General features: G+C 44.0%; 14 protein-coding genes. 1 reads left to right on the forward strand and 13 read right to left on the reverse strand.

Translation table 11 applies throughout. From position 1 onward, the window contains the following. Positions 1-20: 20 nt before the first annotated feature. The 11 genes from RM556_RS06525 to RM556_RS06575 form a co-directional block, all read right to left on the reverse strand. The gene (locus RM556_RS06525; protein WP_311374283.1) at positions 21-791 is read right to left on the reverse strand and encodes a class II aldolase/adducin family protein; all 771 of its coding nucleotides are present in this window, start codon (positions 789-791) and stop codon (positions 21-23) included. Positions 792-957: 166 nt separating this feature from the next. Then, positions 958-1,425: a hypothetical protein gene (locus tag RM556_RS06530; RefSeq protein WP_311360831.1), complete on the reverse strand. Its 468-nt coding sequence runs from the start codon at positions 1,423-1,425 to the stop codon at positions 958-960. An 81-nt stretch (positions 1,426-1,506) separates the two neighbouring features. Beyond that, complete coding sequence (locus tag RM556_RS06535; RefSeq protein ID WP_311374186.1) at positions 1,507-2,061, reverse strand: cytochrome b; 555 nt, start codon at positions 2,059-2,061, stop codon at positions 1,507-1,509. A 177-nt stretch (positions 2,062-2,238) separates the two neighbouring features. After that, on the reverse strand, positions 2,239-4,434 hold the full coding sequence (locus RM556_RS06540; protein ID WP_409220058.1) for a prolyl oligopeptidase family serine peptidase: 2,196 nt from the start codon (positions 4,432-4,434) through the stop codon (positions 2,239-2,241). Positions 4,435-4,518: 84 nt separating this feature from the next. After that, entirely contained in the window at positions 4,519-6,615 is a 2,097-nt protein-coding gene (locus RM556_RS06545) for a S9 family peptidase (RefSeq protein ID WP_311374187.1), read from the reverse strand. Positions 6,616-6,981: 366 nt separating this feature from the next. Next, positions 6,982-7,632 carry a DsbA family oxidoreductase gene (locus tag RM556_RS06550; RefSeq protein WP_311374188.1) on the reverse strand — a complete coding sequence of 217 codons (651 nt, stop codon included), beginning with the start codon at positions 7,630-7,632 and terminating at the stop codon, positions 6,982-6,984. Between the two features lie 18 nt (positions 7,633-7,650). Next, positions 7,651-8,586, reverse strand: a complete 936-nt coding sequence (locus tag RM556_RS06555) for a peptidylprolyl isomerase (protein WP_311374189.1) — start codon at positions 8,584-8,586, stop codon at positions 7,651-7,653. A gap of 49 nt (positions 8,587-8,635) precedes the next feature. After that, entirely contained in the window at positions 8,636-9,190 is a 555-nt protein-coding gene (locus RM556_RS06560; RefSeq protein WP_311374190.1) for an isochorismatase family protein, read from the reverse strand. Positions 9,191-9,238: 48 nt separating this feature from the next. Then, positions 9,239-10,792, reverse strand: a complete 1,554-nt coding sequence (locus tag RM556_RS06565) for an ATP-binding protein (RefSeq protein WP_311374191.1) — start codon at positions 10,790-10,792, stop codon at positions 9,239-9,241. Further along, positions 10,783-11,478 carry a response regulator transcription factor gene (locus RM556_RS06570; RefSeq protein ID WP_311360825.1) on the reverse strand — a complete coding sequence of 232 codons (696 nt, stop codon included), beginning with the start codon at positions 11,476-11,478 and terminating at the stop codon, positions 10,783-10,785. The genes RM556_RS06565 and RM556_RS06570 overlap by 10 nt, the downstream gene beginning before the upstream one ends. A 145-nt stretch (positions 11,479-11,623) precedes the next feature. After that, positions 11,624-12,781, reverse strand: a complete 1,158-nt coding sequence (locus RM556_RS06575; protein ID WP_311374192.1) for a hypothetical protein — start codon at positions 12,779-12,781, stop codon at positions 11,624-11,626. A 950-nt stretch (positions 12,782-13,731) separates the two neighbouring features. On the opposite strand from RM556_RS06575, the gene bglX reads away from it, so the two are divergent. After that, positions 13,732-15,939 carry a beta-glucosidase BglX gene (gene bglX / locus RM556_RS06580; RefSeq protein WP_311374193.1) on the forward strand — a complete coding sequence of 736 codons (2,208 nt, stop codon included), beginning with the start codon at positions 13,732-13,734 and terminating at the stop codon, positions 15,937-15,939. On the opposite strand, the gene RM556_RS06585 is transcribed toward bglX, so the two are convergent. Both RM556_RS06585 and glf read right to left on the reverse strand, forming a co-directional pair. After that, positions 15,919-16,959: a hypothetical protein gene (locus RM556_RS06585; protein ID WP_311374194.1), complete on the reverse strand. Its 1,041-nt coding sequence runs from the start codon at positions 16,957-16,959 to the stop codon at positions 15,919-15,921. The two genes, bglX and RM556_RS06585, sit on opposite strands and share 21 nt — an antisense overlap. A 4-nt stretch (positions 16,960-16,963) precedes the next feature. Further along, positions 16,964-18,085 (reverse strand): UDP-galactopyranose mutase, encoded by a 1,122-nt coding sequence (gene glf / locus RM556_RS06590; RefSeq protein ID WP_311374195.1) that lies wholly within the window; start codon positions 18,083-18,085, stop codon positions 16,964-16,966. Between the last annotated feature and the right edge of the window lie 33 nt (positions 18,086-18,118).

Below are 18,118 nucleotides of genomic sequence, written 5' to 3' on the forward strand. Positions count from 1 at the left end.
AATGTAGTTAATTGGGTGACCTATTGGTCGAAGTCTGGGTAAGCTCTTTTTACTCTGCGCATCATAGCTGGCCATGCTTTTTGACCGCCAGTTTGACCCGTATGTACGATGCTCGCTTGTGCCTTGATACCATTAATAATAGATTGGTCCACACGAATAAGATCATCGCCACTGTTCTGCATTTTTACTTGAATTTCGCAGGCCCGCAGTAGATCGTACATGTGCATAAATGCATCACCAATGGTCACGCCCATCGTGAGTGCACCGTGATTCCGCAGCAGCATAAAATTCGCATTTCCAAGGTTCTCTTGCAAACGTTTAATTTCATCTGGATTAACCGCCAAGCCTTCATAATTGTGATAACTCATACTGGCGAGCGCAAACGCCGAATACTGACTGTATGGTTGAAGGCCCTGTTTACAACTAGCCACTGCAATTGCGTCCGGATGATGCAAGTGTAATGCACATTGATCATCGTGACGAGCGATATGCACAGCGCTATGAATGGTAAAACCAGCTGGATTGATTGTGAATGGGGATTCCGAGTCTATTACATTACCCTCGATGTCTATTTTCACCAAGTTTGATGCTGTGACTTCCTCAAACGCTAAGCCAAAGGCATTAATTAACAGGTGTTCAGTACCAGGGATCCGAGCAGAAACATGGGTGTGAATAAGATCGTCCCAACCGTGCATAACCAATAAGCGATAACAAGCCGCCAGCTCAACGCGCGTCTGCCATTCTTGGTCTGACACTTTACCTTGCAAGTTTACTTCCGGAATATTATACATTCTCATTAAACACTCTTACTAATGGCTCGGCCACTCTATCGTCTTGGCACTTGAGCGCTAATTTCACTATGCATGTAATATATACAAGTGCCGCCCAATACGGAAGTACACCATTGTAAACTAAAGCGCTGTAGCGCTTACGACCGTGAGTGGTCCTAATGATAGCTTAAAACTGATAACCCGCTTGCAAAGAAAGACCAAACTTATCATCATCTTCAGTGTCGGCTGCTACAACTGTAATACCTAGGTTGAAACCTGATTTATCGATTCCGTTAAAGAAATAATGATAGCCAAGCCCCGCTCCATACACTGCTTTGTCATCTCTCAAAAATGCTGTTTCGACGCCTACAACACCAAGGTACGCACCTAGACCATGTTTATTGGAGTCATTGTCGAAAAGGTCTGTTTTTATCCAGCCGATGCCAGCACCACAAGTACTGCCTGAATTAGAAGAATAAGAGACACAGCCGGCTGAGACATATTTCATATCAGTTTCGGAAACATAAGCAACATTAGCGCCTAAACCTGAATAGCTCATTCCCGCACCTACTCCGACAGAAATGTCTTCAGCGTTTGTCGTAAAGTGGAGGGCAAAAAGAGAGGCGACCAAAGCCGTTTTAATTGTAAGATTCATGCATTTCCTTATAGCAATTAACAATTCAGGCCGGTCATGCTAAAGGAAGCGTTCAGGCGATGCAATCAAAAATTACAGGCGCTATTTATTGAATGGAAGCATACGACGTAAAGTATTGTCTTTCACAATATAGTGATGAAACAAAGCTGCTAATGCATGTAGTGCGAGTATGTAATAAAAAACAAGTCCGGCCGTTTCGTGTAGCTCTTCAATTGTATGCGCCAACTCGTTGTTTTCAGCGATAAGTGCAGGTAATTCCAATCCCCAAAATGGAATCGACTTTCCTTCCGCGCTGAGTATCGCCCAACCCGCTATTGGCATAGTAATCATGAGTAAATACAAAACAGTATGCGTTAACATAGCCACAGTGTGCTGCCACTTTGCAATTGGCGGGTAGACTGGTGGCCTTTTTGACAAAGCACGAAACCCTAATCTAATCCAAACCAGTAAAAAAACCGTCAGACCCGTCATGAAATGAAATGTTTTAAACAGCTCTCGCGTTTCAGTACCTTTAGGATAAAGCTCTCGTAGTTCGATGAAAGCAAATACAGCAATCAACAACACCAGCATCAACCAATGCATAGCAATGACAGCAGAATCAAAACGCTTGTTCGGTGACATTTCGATTTTCATCATGTTTGGCCTTTTTAAACGCGACTTAACGAACGTGGAAATTAGAGTGTAATGGATTGAAGTGCTCGCGTTTTGATCAACGTCAACTTAGTACGCAAAGCAACAATAAAAAAAAGCCCCCAGCACTTGCTGGAGGCTTTAATAGTCGTACTCATGTTAGATATTTAGTGTACAAATACCTTAAAGTGACTCAACACCCATGTTGTATAGCACGAAGCCGTAAATATCGGCAAACTGCTCAATGGTTTTACTAATGGGTGTACCTGCGCCATGACCAGCATCTGTCTCAATGCGAATCAAGGTTGGGTTAGTCCCTTCTTGAAACTCCTGCAACACTGCAGCGAACTTGAATGAGTGAGCTGGAACAACCCTATCATCGTGGTCGGCTGTTGTTACCATTGTCGCTGGATACTCAACACCCGGCGTTACATTGTGCACTGGAGAATAAGCTTTCAAATACTGATACATTTCTTCGCTTTGCTCTGATGTGCCATAGTCATAAGCCCAGCCAGCACCCGCTGTGAAGGTATGGTAACGCAGCATGTCTAATACGCCCACCGCAGGCAAGGCAACTTTTGCCAACTCTGGACGCTGTGTCATAACAGCACCCACTAGCAGGCCACCGTTCGAACCGCCGCGTAGAGCTAAGTAATCACTGCTTGTGTATTTTTCAGCAAATAGGTATTCAGCTGCAGCAATAAAGTCATCAAATACATTTTGCTTCTGCAGCTGAGTTCCGGCTTTGTGCCATGCTTTACCATATTCACCACCGCCACGAATGTTTGGCACAGCGTAAACGCCGCCAAGCTCTAGCCACGCAGCAACAGTGGCGCTAAAACGTGGTGTTAAGCTAATGTTAAAACCACCGTAACCGTATAAAATAGTTGGGTTTTTACCATTAAGCTCAGTGTCTTTATGATGCGTAATGATCATAGGTACTTGAGTACCATCTTTAGACTTATAGAAAACTTGTTTAGTGACATAATTGCTGCCATCAAAGTTCGTTTTCGGCTTGTTATGAACGGTAGATTCGCCCGTTTCAATATCTAAAGAATAGAAGGTCGTTGGAGTAACGTAATTACTGAAAGAATAATACGTTGTTGACTCGCTCGCCTTGCTGCTATTCACACTTGCTGTTCCAACACCCGGCAGGTTGATTGTACGAACTTGTTCACCGTCTAAGGAGTACTGGTAAACTTTAGAAATCGCATCTTCCATGTATTGTGCGAAGATGAAACCACCGGCCATTCTGGGTGACAACACATTTTCAGTTTCAGGAATGAGATCTTTCCAGTTTTCAACACCTGGATTGTTTGCATCTACCATAACCACACGCGAATTTGGTGCCTGGTTGTTGGTAAATAAATAAATGGTTTCACCTTTGCTTGTGAGCATTGATACATCATTATCGACAGTATCAATCACTGTTTTCCAAGCTGAATCTGGTTTCGTAAGGTCTTTTAAATAAGCGCGATTACCTGACGTAGACACAGCAGCTGACACTAGCAAGTAACGGTTATCTTCACTGACTTGAGCACCAACATAGCGGTGCTTCTCAGCGTCGGTGTGACCGAATACCTTAAGGTCATCGGCTTGCGCAGTGCCCAGCTTATGATAAAAGAGTTTATGCTGGTCAGTCTTTTGACTCAGCTCAGAGCCTTCTGGCTTGTCATAACTTGAGTAGTAAATACCTTCGTTTTTATACCAAGTTAACCCACTGAATTTAACATTCACAAGCGGCTCACCAATGGTTTCCATGGTGTCAGTATTGATGATTGTCACTTTGCGCCAATCGCTACCACCGGTAGATGTTTGGTAAGCGGCTAAAGAGCCATCACCAGAGAAAGACAAACCGGCCAAGGAAACCGTACCGTCGTCACTGAATTTATTTGGGTCAATAAATACTTCTGGCTCACCATCACCTTTTTGGCGATAGACTAAGCTTTGATTTTGTAAACCATCGTTCTTATAGAAGTAAGTATAGTCACCTTCATTGAAAGGGGCTGATACACGTTCATAATCAAGCATTTCACGAACAACTTTTGCAATATCTTCGCGATAAGGAATATTCGCTAAGTAATCTTGCGTCGTTTTGTTCTGTGCTTTCACCCACTCACCCGTTTCCGCACTGCGGTCGTCTTCAAGCCAACGATAGGGATCAGCCACCTCGTCGCCAAAGTAGGTGTCTACCACATCACCTTTCGCCGTCATTGGGTACTCGACTTCAATCATTTTCATTGCGCTAGCGGCTTTTTCAGCCTCTGCTGGCGCTGTTTTTTCATCTGAACTAGGTTGGCAAGCCATTAAACTGCCAGCAACAGCAAAGGCGATACTGGCCTGTACTGCTGTTTTCATTACATTATTTTTTGTTTTCATGAAATTTCCACGTTTTATTGTTATTCGTTATAGCGGAGTGGCGACAGACCTCATAGTTTGTCGCCACATAAATCACTATGTAGCTTAATCGTCTTTGCTACTTCCTTCACTCTCGTCATCTTTCTTCAAACGATCAGCCATACCTAAATCAAATTCAGGCATTGGTGTAGTGCGAGTTGCATCTTCACTCAAATAAGTATCCATCCAGCGCATTAAGCGAAGAGCGTAGTCATATTGAGCAGCTGCTTTGCGGTTGCCATGACCTTCGCCTGGGTAAAATACTAAGCGAACCGGCGTTTCAGTACGCACTTTTATAGAACGATATAGCTCCATCGACTGACCTGGGTGAACGCGAGTGTCCTCTTCACCGTGTAGGATCAAGATGGGTGTTTTAGCCTTACCAGCATGAAACACAGGAGAGCGCTCAAGTAAGTTCATCCAGTTGTCTTCCCAAGGCCATTTCAATGAGTGAACTAACTGCATTTCGTTTGGAATATCGCTGGTACCAAACTTAGAGACTTGGTTTGAAATGCCAACGAAAGCAACTGATGCAGCAAAATGCTCAGATAAGGCAGTGGCACCCCACATTGACGCATAACCACCGTATGATGCCCCGGTGATACCGACTCTATCACGGTTTATTACGCCAGCTTCAGCAAGCGCATCTACACCATCAACTAAATCGTTAAACTCAGCTCCGGCATAATCGTTCTGATGTTCTTTAGCGAACGCCACACCGCGACCTGTTGAACCACGGTAGTTCGGGTAATACACCGCGTAGCCATCGGCAACAGCATATTGTCCTGCCGTTGAGTAGCCAGTTAACCAGCCATCACTATAATGCGCTTCCGGACCGCCATGCACAGCCATAATCAATGGCCAACCGCCCGCAGGAGCATCGCCACTGGGTTGCATTAACAAACCTTCAACTGTGCGGCCATCTCTTGCTTTAAAGCTAAATGTTGACTGGCTTGCCAACTCGATATCTTTTAGCCAAGTGTTGTTGTTAGTCAGTTTAGTCGCTTTGCTGCGCGTTAGCTCGAATACTTCGCGCGGATGCTTAGGGCTGTCTGCGATAAAACGAATCTCGCCTTTGCCAATATCTGCGCTTCGAACCACTATATCTTCAGGTGTTTTGTAAGTACGCTTAATATCACCGTCTGTTTCGTACAATACAACAGCACTCTCAACGCCTCGATGAGCAACAGCGAGTATGTCTTTACCCATCCAATCAATATCAACAATGTGTTGTTCCGCGTCTGGCGTTAACTGAGTGAGCTTACCTGACTTTGTATCAGCGACCATAAGCACGCCATTTGATGAATCGTGAATATCTGTTCCAGCAAGTAAACCAATGTGCTTTCCATTTTCACTAAATTCAAAGCTACCTAATTTGCCAGGAATATCGACAGTTGCTATCACGTCACCAGAGTTAACATCAATCACATGAAGGTCACGTTGCATGTAGTAATCATCGATTAGATTGGTGGGAGCAACGGCAGCCACAATCATCTTATTGTCTTGTGAAAGGTCAAAATTTGATACATTTCCGCCTTCAAACAGTTTTGTTGCTTTCGCTTCGGAATCACCTAATGCGACAGACCATAGTGATGCTAAACGCTGGTCTTCTTCATAAACATAAGCTTTAAAACCTTTTTTCTTTAGGTCGTCTTCTTTTTGCTTTTCACGCGCAACAAAATATAAGGTGCTACCATCTTCTGATACTGCATAGTCGCCAATAGATGTTTCGAATTCAAAGCGCTTAATCGCTTCACCACCCGACATTGAAATAGAATATAAAGACGTCATTTTGTCGTCTTCACGCTTAGACTTAAAGAATAAGGTTTCGCCATCTGCACTGAACTGTAATGACGATACGCCGTCTTTGTTCCCAATGAACTTAATAGGCTTAGCGTTCTTGCCACTGCCGATCACATATAAATGAGTGTCGGCCGTACCATCTTTATCACCCGCGAGCATGTCGCGTGGGTTAGATACAGTGTAAGCGGTATGTTTGCCATCGGCCGAAACGGTGATGTTACCAGCGTGCTTCACCTTAGGTAGATGTTCTATCTCGAAGCTTTCTGCGGCAGATGCAAATCCGGCGAACGCTAGCGAAGCGGCAATAATGCTCGCTTTAAAAACTTTTTTCAGAGGAAGGCGACTTGTTGTTTTCGTCATTAGTTTGGGGCTCCATGTTTATTGTTAGAATAATATCCAGACCACTGCGTTTCATCTCTTGAGCTGCCGGTTAGAGTACCCTAACCTATGCCATTAAGATTGGTCGCAATGCTTTTATTTATCGTTATTATAATGGGTTTACGTCGGGCGTTTTATACGTTCCGTATTGGCTAATCGTTCATCCTATAACAGCCGCTTGTTATGTTTAAGTCGTTATAAACTGGCTTACTGTTCATCTTTTCATGATGTGTAAATTTTAATTTACACCCGCTCCTTCGCCGCACTGCAAGGCATGTAAGGCGCGTTCTAGTTGCCGTACTGATAGCAAGCAAATATAGCAGGCAGAGGATTAAGCGATTTCTCAGTTTAAGCTTGCTTGGCTATCTCAGTGAGTGCTTGAGCAAATACATCTGCAGGTTGACCACCGCTAATCAAATGCTTGTTATTCACAATAACCGCAGGAACCGATTGCACACCCGCTTGCTGATAACGTTGCTGAATTTGCCTTACATCTGATTCGTATTGATTGGAACTCAAAACCTCAGACGCGAGCGCTCTATCAAGACCGACTTGCTCGACAAGGTCCAATAGCTGTTGATGATCACTTGGGTTTCCGCTGTTTTTAAAGTAAAGATCGAACAAGGCGAGTTTCAGCTCAGTTTGTTTTGCTGCACTTACTGTTTTAGCCCAGTGCAACAAACGGTGAGCATCAAAGGTATTGTAAATACGACCGCCACCTCGATTACCGAACTCATAACCCACAGAAAGCCCCCGTTGTTTAATCACTTCGCGATTTTGCTCCGCTTGCTCTTCAGAAATCCGATATTTTTGCGTCAGATGTTCGGTGATTTCTTGGCCTTCAGGTGGCATTTGAGGATTGAGTTCAAAGGGTTGCCATTCAATAGTAGCCGTAACATCTGGTGAGACGGTTTCAAGCGCTTCTTGTAACGCTTTATAACCGATAATGCACCAGGGACAACTTACGTCTGAAACAATATCGATAGTTAACTGAGTCATTTTTGTTTACCTTTTTAATTAGTGCTGTGCAACGGAAGTCATGGGCCGGTAATAACAAACATCAATATTGCCATTTCCTTTGTGGTGAAAAAATGGATTATCCAAGGTTCTGCCACCTTCCAGTCGTTGCTGAAATATGTCTCCTCGCACGGTTGGGCGTGTGAGCACGATTTGTTCTAGTTTAGGGATAGTCTTACCAAGCCTTGCGCTAATAATTTTGCTTCTTTGACTTGCATCGCTAATCTGTCCGCCGTCTTCTCTTTTACCTCGAGAAAAGGCTTGTACGTGTTCCATGCCATAAACAACCTGACCAAACACACTCATGTTGCGGTCGAGCTGACGAGGTGCTTGGCCAATCACAATGTAGAAATCGCTTGTGCCAGAGTTGGCGTCATTAGTCCGCGCCATTGCGACAGCGCCAGGACAATGTAGCAACCACTCAGTCTTTGCTTCTGTATCTCGACCCGCTGGAAAGCCTTTAATGAAACCCGTTTCGTCTGCATATAAATCGGGAGATTGAACCGGATAGAATTCAGATTTAGGCTCGCTTATCCGGCTAAACTCGGCTTGCAAAGGGCCATTATGCGCCGATGCTTTCTTTTCACTCAGGTCCCCGCCTTGGGCCACAAAGCCGTCAATAACACGATAGAAATCTAATCCATCATAAAAGCCTTCTTCCACTAGAGCGGTAAATTGCTTCACGTGGTTCGGGGCAATAAAGTCGGCAAGCTCAATGACTATCATGCCCTTGTCAGTGAGCATGTATATCAAATTGTCCTGTGAGAGGGTTTCTTGAGCGTTGTTCGTTTCTTGAGACTTATTCGCAACCTGTGTAGCTTGGCTGTGAAAACTCGTCGCACACAAACTTAACAGAGCCAAACCGGCGAAGGTTGCTGCCCGCAAGTTTAGTGCAGAGCGTTGCAGGCGGCTATTCAATATGTAATTCGTGTTCATTCGTCTTCCTTTGGTATTGCGATGTTTGGGACATGCGAGTTCTCTCATCCTATTTGATGTAGCTCAAAATGCGCTTGAAAGCTGGATTTTTAGCATCCTTTAAGAGCTCATACAGACACATTTCAGTGGAACTTAACTGCACTCCCAAAGCATTGAGCTTCTGAATAGCGATGGCTTTATTATTTAGGTTTCGCGAGCCAATGGCATCACATACTAGATGAATAGACCGCGGTGTAGCTAAGTCACTTTCAAGCAACCCTGTGATTGTTTGATAGACACAAATATGCGCTTCGATACCGCAAACTAGCCAGTCGCTAATGCTGGGATCCTGCAACTGTGTTACAAATTCAGCTTCATGACACGCATTGAAGTGGTGCTTAGCGATGATTTGTTGTTCTGAAGAAAAACAGTCGCTGAGTGCAGAAGCCGTATGACCGAGTTTGTCGGGCATCTGTTCTAAAACAAGCGTTTTCATGTGTAAGTCTTGTGCGCCCTTGAACAGAGCCACTGTGTTGCTAATAAAGGGCTCAGCTTGTTCGATGAGCTCAGCCAATTTACCTTGGATATCAACAAAAATAACGCCGGTCGATTCTGGTTGCAGCACGTTTCGTTCCCTAAAGCATGTTGGATATCGTTTTGATGTGTCACTAGCTTAGAGTACGGCGGTGGAATTCTCAAACTCTACTGATAAATCAATGGGTAAAAAAACGCTGACGGTTAAACCGCCATACTCATTATTATTGGCTTCAATATGACCTTTCATGGCATCAATCGCTTTTTGTGCAATTGCCAAACCTAAGCCTGCTCCGCCGCTAATCCGGTCTCTGGCCTTTGATACTCTAACAAAGGGTTTGAATATGTTACTAAGCTCTTCCTCTTCCACGCCACAACCATCGTCTTCAATGGTAATGTTGAGCGTTTTCCCCTCTTGTCGTAAGGATACCAAAACAAATGATTTCGCATATTTCAGCCCGTTCCTCAGAATATTTTCTAAGCCACTAGATAAAAGTTGCCTGTTTGTATTGAGTAATAGCGCTTGGCTTAAATGATTGTCAAATGACACTGTGATCCGTGTGTTTTCATAGGCTGCATCATCGACTAAGTCTTGGATCACAACACCAATTTGAAAGACCTCTTGCTGCCTTGTCTCATCCAGCTCCTGTCTGGATAAGGTCAACAAACTACCTATCATTTCGTTGATTAGCTTATTTTCTTTTTCAATACGCTGCAGGTGCTCATCATATGAAATAGAGTCGGTAGCAAGGGCTTGCTGTGCTTGGTCTTTCTGTTGGTGAATCAAATCTAGGGCGATAGATTGCCTCGCCAAGGGCGTTTTAAGTTCGTGAGATATATCCGCTAATAGGCGTTTCTGGGCCAACATTTGTTGCTCTATACGAGCAGCCATTGTGTTGAATTGACGCCCTAACTCGCCGAGTTCGTCTTTCCCCAGTTTTGTTTCCTGCATTCTGTAATTCAGTTGCCCATTCGCCATCTGTGATGTGGCTTCTTGCAAACCTTTAATAGGTTTTAGTAAGGTTCTTACCAAAGCAAAGCAAAACACGCCACTGAGTAGCACTGACAGAAGCGCCAAAAACTTGGGACTATTTTGATTTGCGCTAACGAACCAAGCAAGCGGTTTGGGGACTGCTCGAAAGACCAAAAAGCGTTCATCGCCGATACTTAAATTTAATGGGCCATAGTATGCCGCTGAACTGGTATCAAAACGTTTCAGTTCTTGTTGATTTTTAAAGATTTGCAGTTGGATATTTGACGGGATCACAGGCGGTGGAAGTGCAATCAAATCCAAATTTATCGAAGCATTTAACTCACCAGCCAGATCACGCTCAAGACTATTTGATAGCGCTTGAAGAGGATCTTGTGCGGGCAAAGCGATTAAAAATATCTTATTGTCAGTTGAGTACTCAAACAGTGCTTTTGCCTTTTGGTTTGGGTCGAGTGACTCCGCATCTAGGGATTGAAAGTACTTATTGAGATCCTGCTCAATCATGCTCAGCTCTAGCAATTGCGATGGGTCTATGTCGTGGATCTCTAGCTCAAAGAACACCTGCCTAGCTAAATATGCTGTTGTTGCTATAAGTATGATCGTCGCAAACCAAAACCAGATAAACACTCTCGCGAAGATACTCGCAGATGGATTAATACGACGCAAAATTTGACTGAATTTATGAGTGCTTATCAGCGCCATTCTTGCACCAACATATAACCATTTCCGCGAATAGTGCGGATCAAGTTATTGGCTTTGCACATCGCTAGTTTTTTCCGTAGATTACTAAAATGCATATCGATGCTGCGATCAAATTCGTTCAGTGGACGTCGAAATACTTGTAGGCTGATGTCTTCTCGAGATACAACCTTACCCTTATGAAGCGCAAGCATTTCAACGAGTGAAAACTCAGTATCCGTAAGGTCAAGAAACATACCATTGAAAAACACTTCTCTTAAATTGGTATTCACAACCAACTTGCCAATGTTCAGTGTCGATTGCATATTGCGATTAGAAGCATAGTTTTCGCGGCGGATGTGCGCTCTGATACGGGCTAGTAACTCTCGAGAACTGAAGGGTTTCGGCACATAATCGTCAGCACCAAGCTCTAAACCATAAACCCGCTCGAATTCTTCGTCTTTCGCTGTTAGCAGAACCACCGGCACTAACTGACGGAAGCGAATTTCTTTTAAAACTTCGAAACCATCCATTTTAGGCAGCATGACGTCTAGCAAAATCAGGTCGAAATTATGGCTTGTTAGCAAGGCAACTCCGGCTTCCCCATCATGCGCAACCGTCACTTGATATCCCTCAACCGATAAGTACTTACTCAATAAGTCGGTTAACTCAACATCGTCATCAATAAGAAGGATATTAGCTTGTTGCATGGGGCTTGGACTCTCCAATCATATTCACTTTTGAAAATGTGAAAGATTGCATCGCAGGAAAAGGTAGGGATGAAACCTGCAATGCGCTCTTTCAACGTGAATAAGTCCATGAGAACAGAGTTTAGTTCAGCATCTTTACATTGCTTTACATTTGAGTGTTATTGCTATCAACTTGGACGGTGGACTCGTCTTCAATCACAATTGGGTTTTCTGGCGCCTCGATTTCAAAGAAAAAGCTCTGCCCTAAATCCGCTTCAATCATATCCTTGAAGTTGGTAAAAAAGGCCTTTCCATCATTGGCTGGTAGATCATCAACAAAGCGTTTCTGTTGCTTAAATAAGCTTAAGCGCGATTCGAAGGAGCTAATCTTAGGGTGCCCTTCTCCGCCATTTTCATATTCGATTTTTAGCAACTCAACCGCATTCTTCTGAGTTTCAACCGCATTTTCATAATCACCGCTTGCAGCATAAGCTGCCGCGAGGGTATCAACGTAAACATAGTCTATAGAGTATTCTTCAACCTCTGTGACTTTCAATGCAATGTTCAACGCGGTGGAATAGTCGGCTAGTTCTTTGATAGGTGTGGTAGCCATTAACCAAGCAATATTATTTGCGTGGTGTGGAAAATCTAATGCAGCAGCTGCCAGGAGCACTTTCTTCGCTTTGGCAGGCTGTTTTTTTCCTAAATAACCCTCGGCATAAATAGTAGCGATGTCTGTTGGCAACACCCAATGCTTATTCTCATTGTATGAACGCTCAAGCAGCCAACTGATCCTTTCGGTTTTAGGTAAGATGTTCAACTCTAGGTAATATAAAGACGCTAAATATGCGCTGGCAATATGGTGGTTGTTTGAAGCCAACTCTCGAATGCGCTTTTCGCCTTTTAGTTTATCGGTATCGCTCTCACCATTTTTGAATAGTAATAACTGTGCAAAAACTTCAGCATAGTCATCGACTTCACTAAGCGCCATTGCCCAATAATAGGACGCACGCCAATCGAAGAACTCTCCAGGCTGGTTATACGCCCAAACTAAACGATACATAGCATTGTACCAACCGTCTTGCGCAACTTCGATACAAGCTGATAAGGCATCACTTGGCGTGGCATCTTCCACTTTATTGCATTCGATTAGTTTAGGATCCCAAGGATCGCCGACTTCGGCAACAACAACTTCCTGGTTATGTTCGTTAGTGTATCTCACCATAAATATCAAGCCTACAAACAAGCCAAGCCAGAACAAACTAATGAGCATAATCTTTGGCTTTTTTGGTTTAGTAAGACGAGAGGTTTTGGCTAGGCGCATTGAAATCTTCCATGGGTTTAATATAGGTAAACTTGCCTTTGAACGTTTGAACGAAGGAGGTATTTGAAGCCGCTTCTGTTTTTACAGCACTCTCATAGAATAAATTGAATGCGCATGGCATGCAATGACTCATGTTCAACGGTTATTGCTGATTTCCACGTCATTCATACTCTCCTCGTCATTCCTGCGGAGGCAGGAATCTAGGTCCCCGCCTTCGCGGGGATGACGGTTGTGGGGCACGTCTTTCCTACTTTCTTCGTCATTCTTACTTTCCTCGTCATTCCTGCGGAGGCAGGAATCTAGGTCCCCGCCTTCGCGGGGATGACGGTTGTGGGGGGCACGTCATTCCTACTTTCTTCGTCATTCCTGCGGAGGCAGGAATCTAGGTCCCCGCCTTCGCGGGGAAGACGACTGTGGCGCACGTCATTCTTACTTTCCTCGTCATTCCTGCGGAGGCAGGAATCTAGGTCCCCGCCTTCGCGGGGAAGACGGTTGTGGGGGGCACGTCATTCCTACTTTCTTCGTCATTCCTGCGGAGGCAGGAATCTGGGTCCCCGCCTTCGCGGGGATGACGGTTGTGGCGCACGTCTTTCCTACTTTCTTCGTCATTCCTGCGGAGGCAGGAATCTAGGTCCCCGCCTTCGCGGGGATGACGGTTGTGGGGGGCACGTCATTCCTACTTTCTTCGTCATTCCTGCGGAGGCAGGAATCTGGGTCCCCGCCTTCGCGGGGATGACGGCTGTGGGCGGGGTGACGGCTGTGGGCGGGGTGACGGCTGTTCTCGCGGTGGCTGCTTGGCATCGTGACGTTGAAAATATGTAATTACGACATTTGATAATGAAATTTAATTATTCAGCCCGACGAAACGCACATGATAATGTAATCGTCATAAATGCACAGTATCTTGTTCGATAGAGAATACGAATGAATGCCATGAAAGAAGCGGTGTTATGACGAACTTATCAATTGAAAATAGCAAAAAAACAGCCCTGGGAAGTGACTTAGGGAATGACGCAAATAATAGAATTGAATCGCTACTAAATTCACTTAGTTTGGCACAGAAAATAGGTCAACTTAATCTGATCCCAATTGAGGGCAAACCCACGTCAGAACATCATGCGTTAATTGCTGAAGGGAAAGTTGGTAGTGTATTGAAGTCAAATGGCGCAGCGCAAAATCGTGCATTACAGGAAATCGCTGTTTCAAATGGTCAAGTGCCTTTGTTATTTCAAGAAGACGTCATCCATGGCTACAAAACGATTACGCCGGTTCCACTCGCTGAAGCAGCTTCATGGGATCTCGATTTGATCCAAAGCTCAGCAGCTGTCGCGGCCAGAGAAGCTGCCGCTTCAGGTATACACTTAACTTATGCGCCAATGGTCGATGTGAGTCGCGATCCTCGTTGGGGAAGGATCCTAGAGGGTGCTGGCGAAGATCCCTTTTTGGGAAGCCTGATTGCTGAGCGTCGAGTTTTGGGCTTTCAAGCCACAAATACCTTGCAAACGGAAAACGTCCTCGCAACAGTTAAGCACTTTGCTGGCTACGGTGCTGCGCTTGCTGGCAGAGACTATAACATTCAGGACATCAGCGAAAGAGAGTTACGCGAGATCCACCTTCCGCCATTCAAAGCCGCGATTGATGCTGGCGTGTCGAGCATTATGTTAGCTTATACTGCGTATGATGGTACTCCGCTGACGTGTAATGAGTTTCTCGTTCAGGATGTGTTAAAGGGCGAGCTAGGGTTTCAAGGTCTAGTTATGACAGATTGGGAAACTATTCCAAACTTAATTAAAATTGGCGTTGCCGAAGACTTAAAACAAGCAACCCTGATGGCAATCTCAAATAATGTCGATATGGATATGACCTCAAATGCTTATACTCTTCACCTGAAAGCCCTACTGGACGAGGACAAAATAAGTCTGGATATTATTGATGAATCGGTTCGCAGGGTACTGCGCTTAAAGTACACAGTGGGTTTATTCGACGATCCGTATCTATATTTTGATGAGCAACGTGAAACTAACGAGCTTCTCAAAACTGAAAACAAACAGACCGCATTGGCGCTAAGCCGCAAAAGTATGGTTTTGTTGGAAAACAAAAATGGTATTTTGCCTCTTGACTCAAGCAATTCAAATCTGACCAAAATTGCTGTTATTGGTCCTTTTGCAAAAACCAAAGCAGACTTAAATGGATGGTGGTTTGCTGAAGGCAACCCAGAGGACACCTTCAGCGTGTTTGAGGGTCTCGACACTGCCTTGGCTGGCAAAATAAAACTTAGCTATGCGCAAGGTGTTAGCATTGACAAGTTTACGCAATCTGGCGCTGAACTCATTCCTGAAGCTATAAAGACCGCAGAAGAGGCGGATATCGCTGTTGTCGTGTTAGGTGAGGAATATTGGATGAGTGGCGAGGGCGGTGGCACTGCCTCATTACACTTGCCTGGCTTGCAAGAACAGTTGCTTGAAGCAATTGCTTTCACCGGCACACCGGTAGTCACGGTCATTGTATCTGGACGCCCATATGTTCTGACTGATATTGCAAAAAATTCAAACGCGTTGTTACAAGCATGGATGCCAGGAACAATGGGAGGTAAGGCGGTCGCTGACATTTTACTTGGTGACTATAATCCCGCAGGCAGGTTACCCGTAACTTTTCCTTATCATTCAGGACAAGTGCCGATTTACTATAACTACAAGCGCACTAGTCACACCTTTGACGCGGGAGAGAATGACCTACGCTACAGTACAACTTATCGCGATGTTCAGTCTGAGCCCTTATATTGTTTTGGTTTTGGCTTGAGTTATTCAAAATTTGAATATTCAAACCTGCGATTGTCCTCTCAAAGTATGACTCTAGACAGCTCAATTATCGTCAGTGTTGACGTAAAGAATGTCAGCGAAAGGCAAGGAATAGAGACTGTTCAATTGTATATCAGAGACGAAGTGGCTTCGGTAAGTCGCCCATTTAAGGAGCTAAAAGACTTCGCGCAAGTGCTGTTATTGCCAGAACAACAACAGACCATTGAGTTTGTGATCGCTAGCGACAAGTTAGGCTTTATTGGCAAGAATCTGAGCACAGTCGTTGAAAACGGTGAGTTCACGGTTTTTGTTGGCTCAGACTCTTCGACAAATGAAAGTTTACAGTTCCGCCTCAGCTGACCTTAGGGCAGCGGATAAGAGCTCGCCTTTTTCTAGTTTCAATTTAAGCGCTTTAACATTCGTCTTAAAGCGCTCAACATCCTCTTTGCTCAAACTTGTTATCTTGCTTGATAATTCACTTAAGGAACTGACGGTAATCCCAATATCATGCTCTGTTACGAAAGCAGCCATGGCCGCTTTATCCCAAATGACAATTGGCATTTCACACAGCAAGTACAATGACAACTTATGTGGATTATTATATTTGAGATATTGCCCTGCAACGCCATCGCAGGAATCTAAAGACTCGCCATACCAAACTAGACCAAAGTCACCATCAATGCGATCGATCACTTCGTCGGCTGGGAACATGCCCTTGTAGTTGAGTACTGAGCCTTCTGACTTTTTAACTGATTCGGGATAAAAACCCACGCCGTATAAGTCCATGGTAAAACCAGCTGTTTCAGTGTCATCTAATGAATAGATAAAACTTTGTTTTGAACCCATATTACCGGCGAAGACAATACGTAAATTCGCATAATCAATCGCTGCTTTTGGTAAGGAAAGCTTTGGTTCGTGTAAGTAGTCAAAGGCGCCAATTTCATACATATCAGGCTTAATATTTTGACTCTCAAACCAAGTTCTCATGGCTTTGTTATGCACGATGAGTTGGTCAGATTCATTTAAGGTGTCGATTTCGTCTTGCGAATAGCCATATTTACCTTTTAGGCTTTTTACATCGTGAACGATCGTAATGACTTTACAATTTTTGCGCTTAGCACCCCACAAACAATAACCGTAAAATTTGTTGAATGGATACTGTAAACAAATATAACTGTTTTTGGGTATACGCAATATTCCCCAAGTAATACCAATAGCGCTTATCAAGGTGCCTAGTAGGGAGTTCGAAATCCACGTTTGTTTAAAGCCAACGTTGCGCCACCCATTGTTTAATAGGATGGTTTCACAATCCATCTTTGCTTTACCTGCAGCGTCAAACTTTGAGCGGTAATTACGGGCAATAAAAACTTTATTATTCATATTATTAGCTTAATTCTCGCGACGTCAATTTAAGCGCCGCTTCTATGGTGTCATCCATGTCATAGTATTTATAGTCAGCTAACCTGCCACCGAAAATGTACTTTTCACGGTATTGCGCAGATTGAGCCAGTTCTTGATACTGACTCAGTAACGCTTCGTTTACTTTGTCATTCAATGGGTAATAAGGTTCATTATCTTTACTGAATTCGTGCGGATACTCACGTGTGATCACGGTTTTATCACTAGTGCCAAACTCAAAATGTTTGTGTTCAAGGATGCGTGTAAAAGGCACATCTTTGTCAGTGTAGTTTACCACCGCATTGCCTTGGAAGTTATCAGTGTCGAGCACTTCGGTTTCAAAATGTAAGCTTCGATACTCTAGCTTGCCAAACTGGCAGTCAAAAAACTCATCTATTTTACCGGTGTAAAGCACCTTATCTGCCATTGCGTCATACTTTTCTTTTTCATCAAAGTAATTCAAACCGGTCAATATTTCTGTGTCACCGAACAATCCATCAATCAGTTTGTTGTAACCACCGATTGGGATCCCTTGATACAAATCGTTGAAGTAATTGTTATCAAAAGTAAAACGAAAAGGTAAACGCTTGATAATAAATGAAGGAATTTTTGTGGCCGGCCTGCCCCATTGTTTCTCGGTGTAGCCTTTGATGAGCTTCTCGTATAAATCCTTACCACCTAAAAATAGCGCCTGCTCTTCTAAGTTACTCGGCTCTAAATCTTTATAAGGTGCGCGTACCTCTTCAATCTTGGCCTTTGCTTCCGCTGGTGTTTTTACACCCCATAGCTGATAGAAGGTATTCATATTGAATGGCAGGTTATAAAGCTTGTCGCGATAGTTTGCGACTGGAGAATTGACGTAGTGGTTAAAATCAACGAACTGATTCACGTAATCCCATACTTCTTTATTGCTGGTGTGAAAAATGTGTGCGCCATATTTATGTACATTAATGCCCTCTACATTTTCACAGTAGATATTACCACCTCTATGGTCACGCTTATCGATGACCAATATGCGCTTGTTTTGTAAACTGGCTTGATGCGCAAAGACAGCACTAAACAGGCCTGCACCAACGATTAGGTAGTCATATTTAGCACTTGTAGTCATATTTTATAGTCCATTTTTAGTAAGGAAGAAGCC

The organism is Alteromonas sp. W364 (assembly GCF_031846205.1).
Lineage (GTDB): Bacteria > Pseudomonadota > Gammaproteobacteria > Enterobacterales > Alteromonadaceae > Glaciecola > Glaciecola blandensis.

What these genes read in the sequence shown, in the direction of transcription:
- RM556_RS06550 (WP_311374188.1), bottom strand. Translation starts at nt 7,632, where the DNA reads ATGACTCAGTTAACTATCGATATTGTTTCAGACGTAAGTTGTCCCTGG.
- RM556_RS06585 (WP_311374194.1), bottom strand. Translation starts at nt 16,959, where the DNA reads ATGAATAATAAAGTTTTTATTGCCCGTAATTACCGCTCAAAGTTTGAC.
- RM556_RS06545 (WP_311374187.1), bottom strand. Translation starts at nt 6,615, where the DNA reads ATGACGAAAACAACAAGTCGCCTTCCTCTGAAAAAAGTTTTTAAAGCG.
- RM556_RS06575 (WP_311374192.1), bottom strand. Translation starts at nt 12,781, where the DNA reads ATGCGCCTAGCCAAAACCTCTCGTCTTACTAAACCAAAAAAGCCAAAG.
- RM556_RS06525 (WP_311374283.1), bottom strand. Translation starts at nt 791, where the DNA reads ATGTATAATATTCCGGAAGTAAACTTGCAAGGTAAAGTGTCAGACCAA.
- RM556_RS06565 (WP_311374191.1), bottom strand. Translation starts at nt 10,792, where the DNA reads ATGGCGCTGATAAGCACTCATAAATTCAGTCAAATTTTGCGTCGTATT.
- RM556_RS06570 (WP_311360825.1), bottom strand. Translation starts at nt 11,478, where the DNA reads ATGCAACAAGCTAATATCCTTCTTATTGATGACGATGTTGAGTTAACC.
- glf (WP_311374195.1), bottom strand. Translation starts at nt 18,085, where the DNA reads ATGACTACAAGTGCTAAATATGACTACCTAATCGTTGGTGCAGGCCTG.
- RM556_RS06530 (WP_311360831.1), bottom strand. Translation starts at nt 1,425, where the DNA reads ATGAATCTTACAATTAAAACGGCTTTGGTCGCCTCTCTTTTTGCCCTC.
- RM556_RS06535 (WP_311374186.1), bottom strand. Translation starts at nt 2,061, where the DNA reads ATGATGAAAATCGAAATGTCACCGAACAAGCGTTTTGATTCTGCTGTC.
- RM556_RS06540 (WP_409220058.1), bottom strand. Translation starts at nt 4,434, where the DNA reads ATGAAAACAAAAAATAATGTAATGAAAACAGCAGTACAGGCCAGTATC.
- bglX (WP_311374193.1), top strand. Translation starts at nt 13,732, where the DNA reads ATGACGAACTTATCAATTGAAAATAGCAAAAAAACAGCCCTGGGAAGT.
- RM556_RS06555 (WP_311374189.1), bottom strand. Translation starts at nt 8,586, where the DNA reads ATGAACACGAATTACATATTGAATAGCCGCCTGCAACGCTCTGCACTA.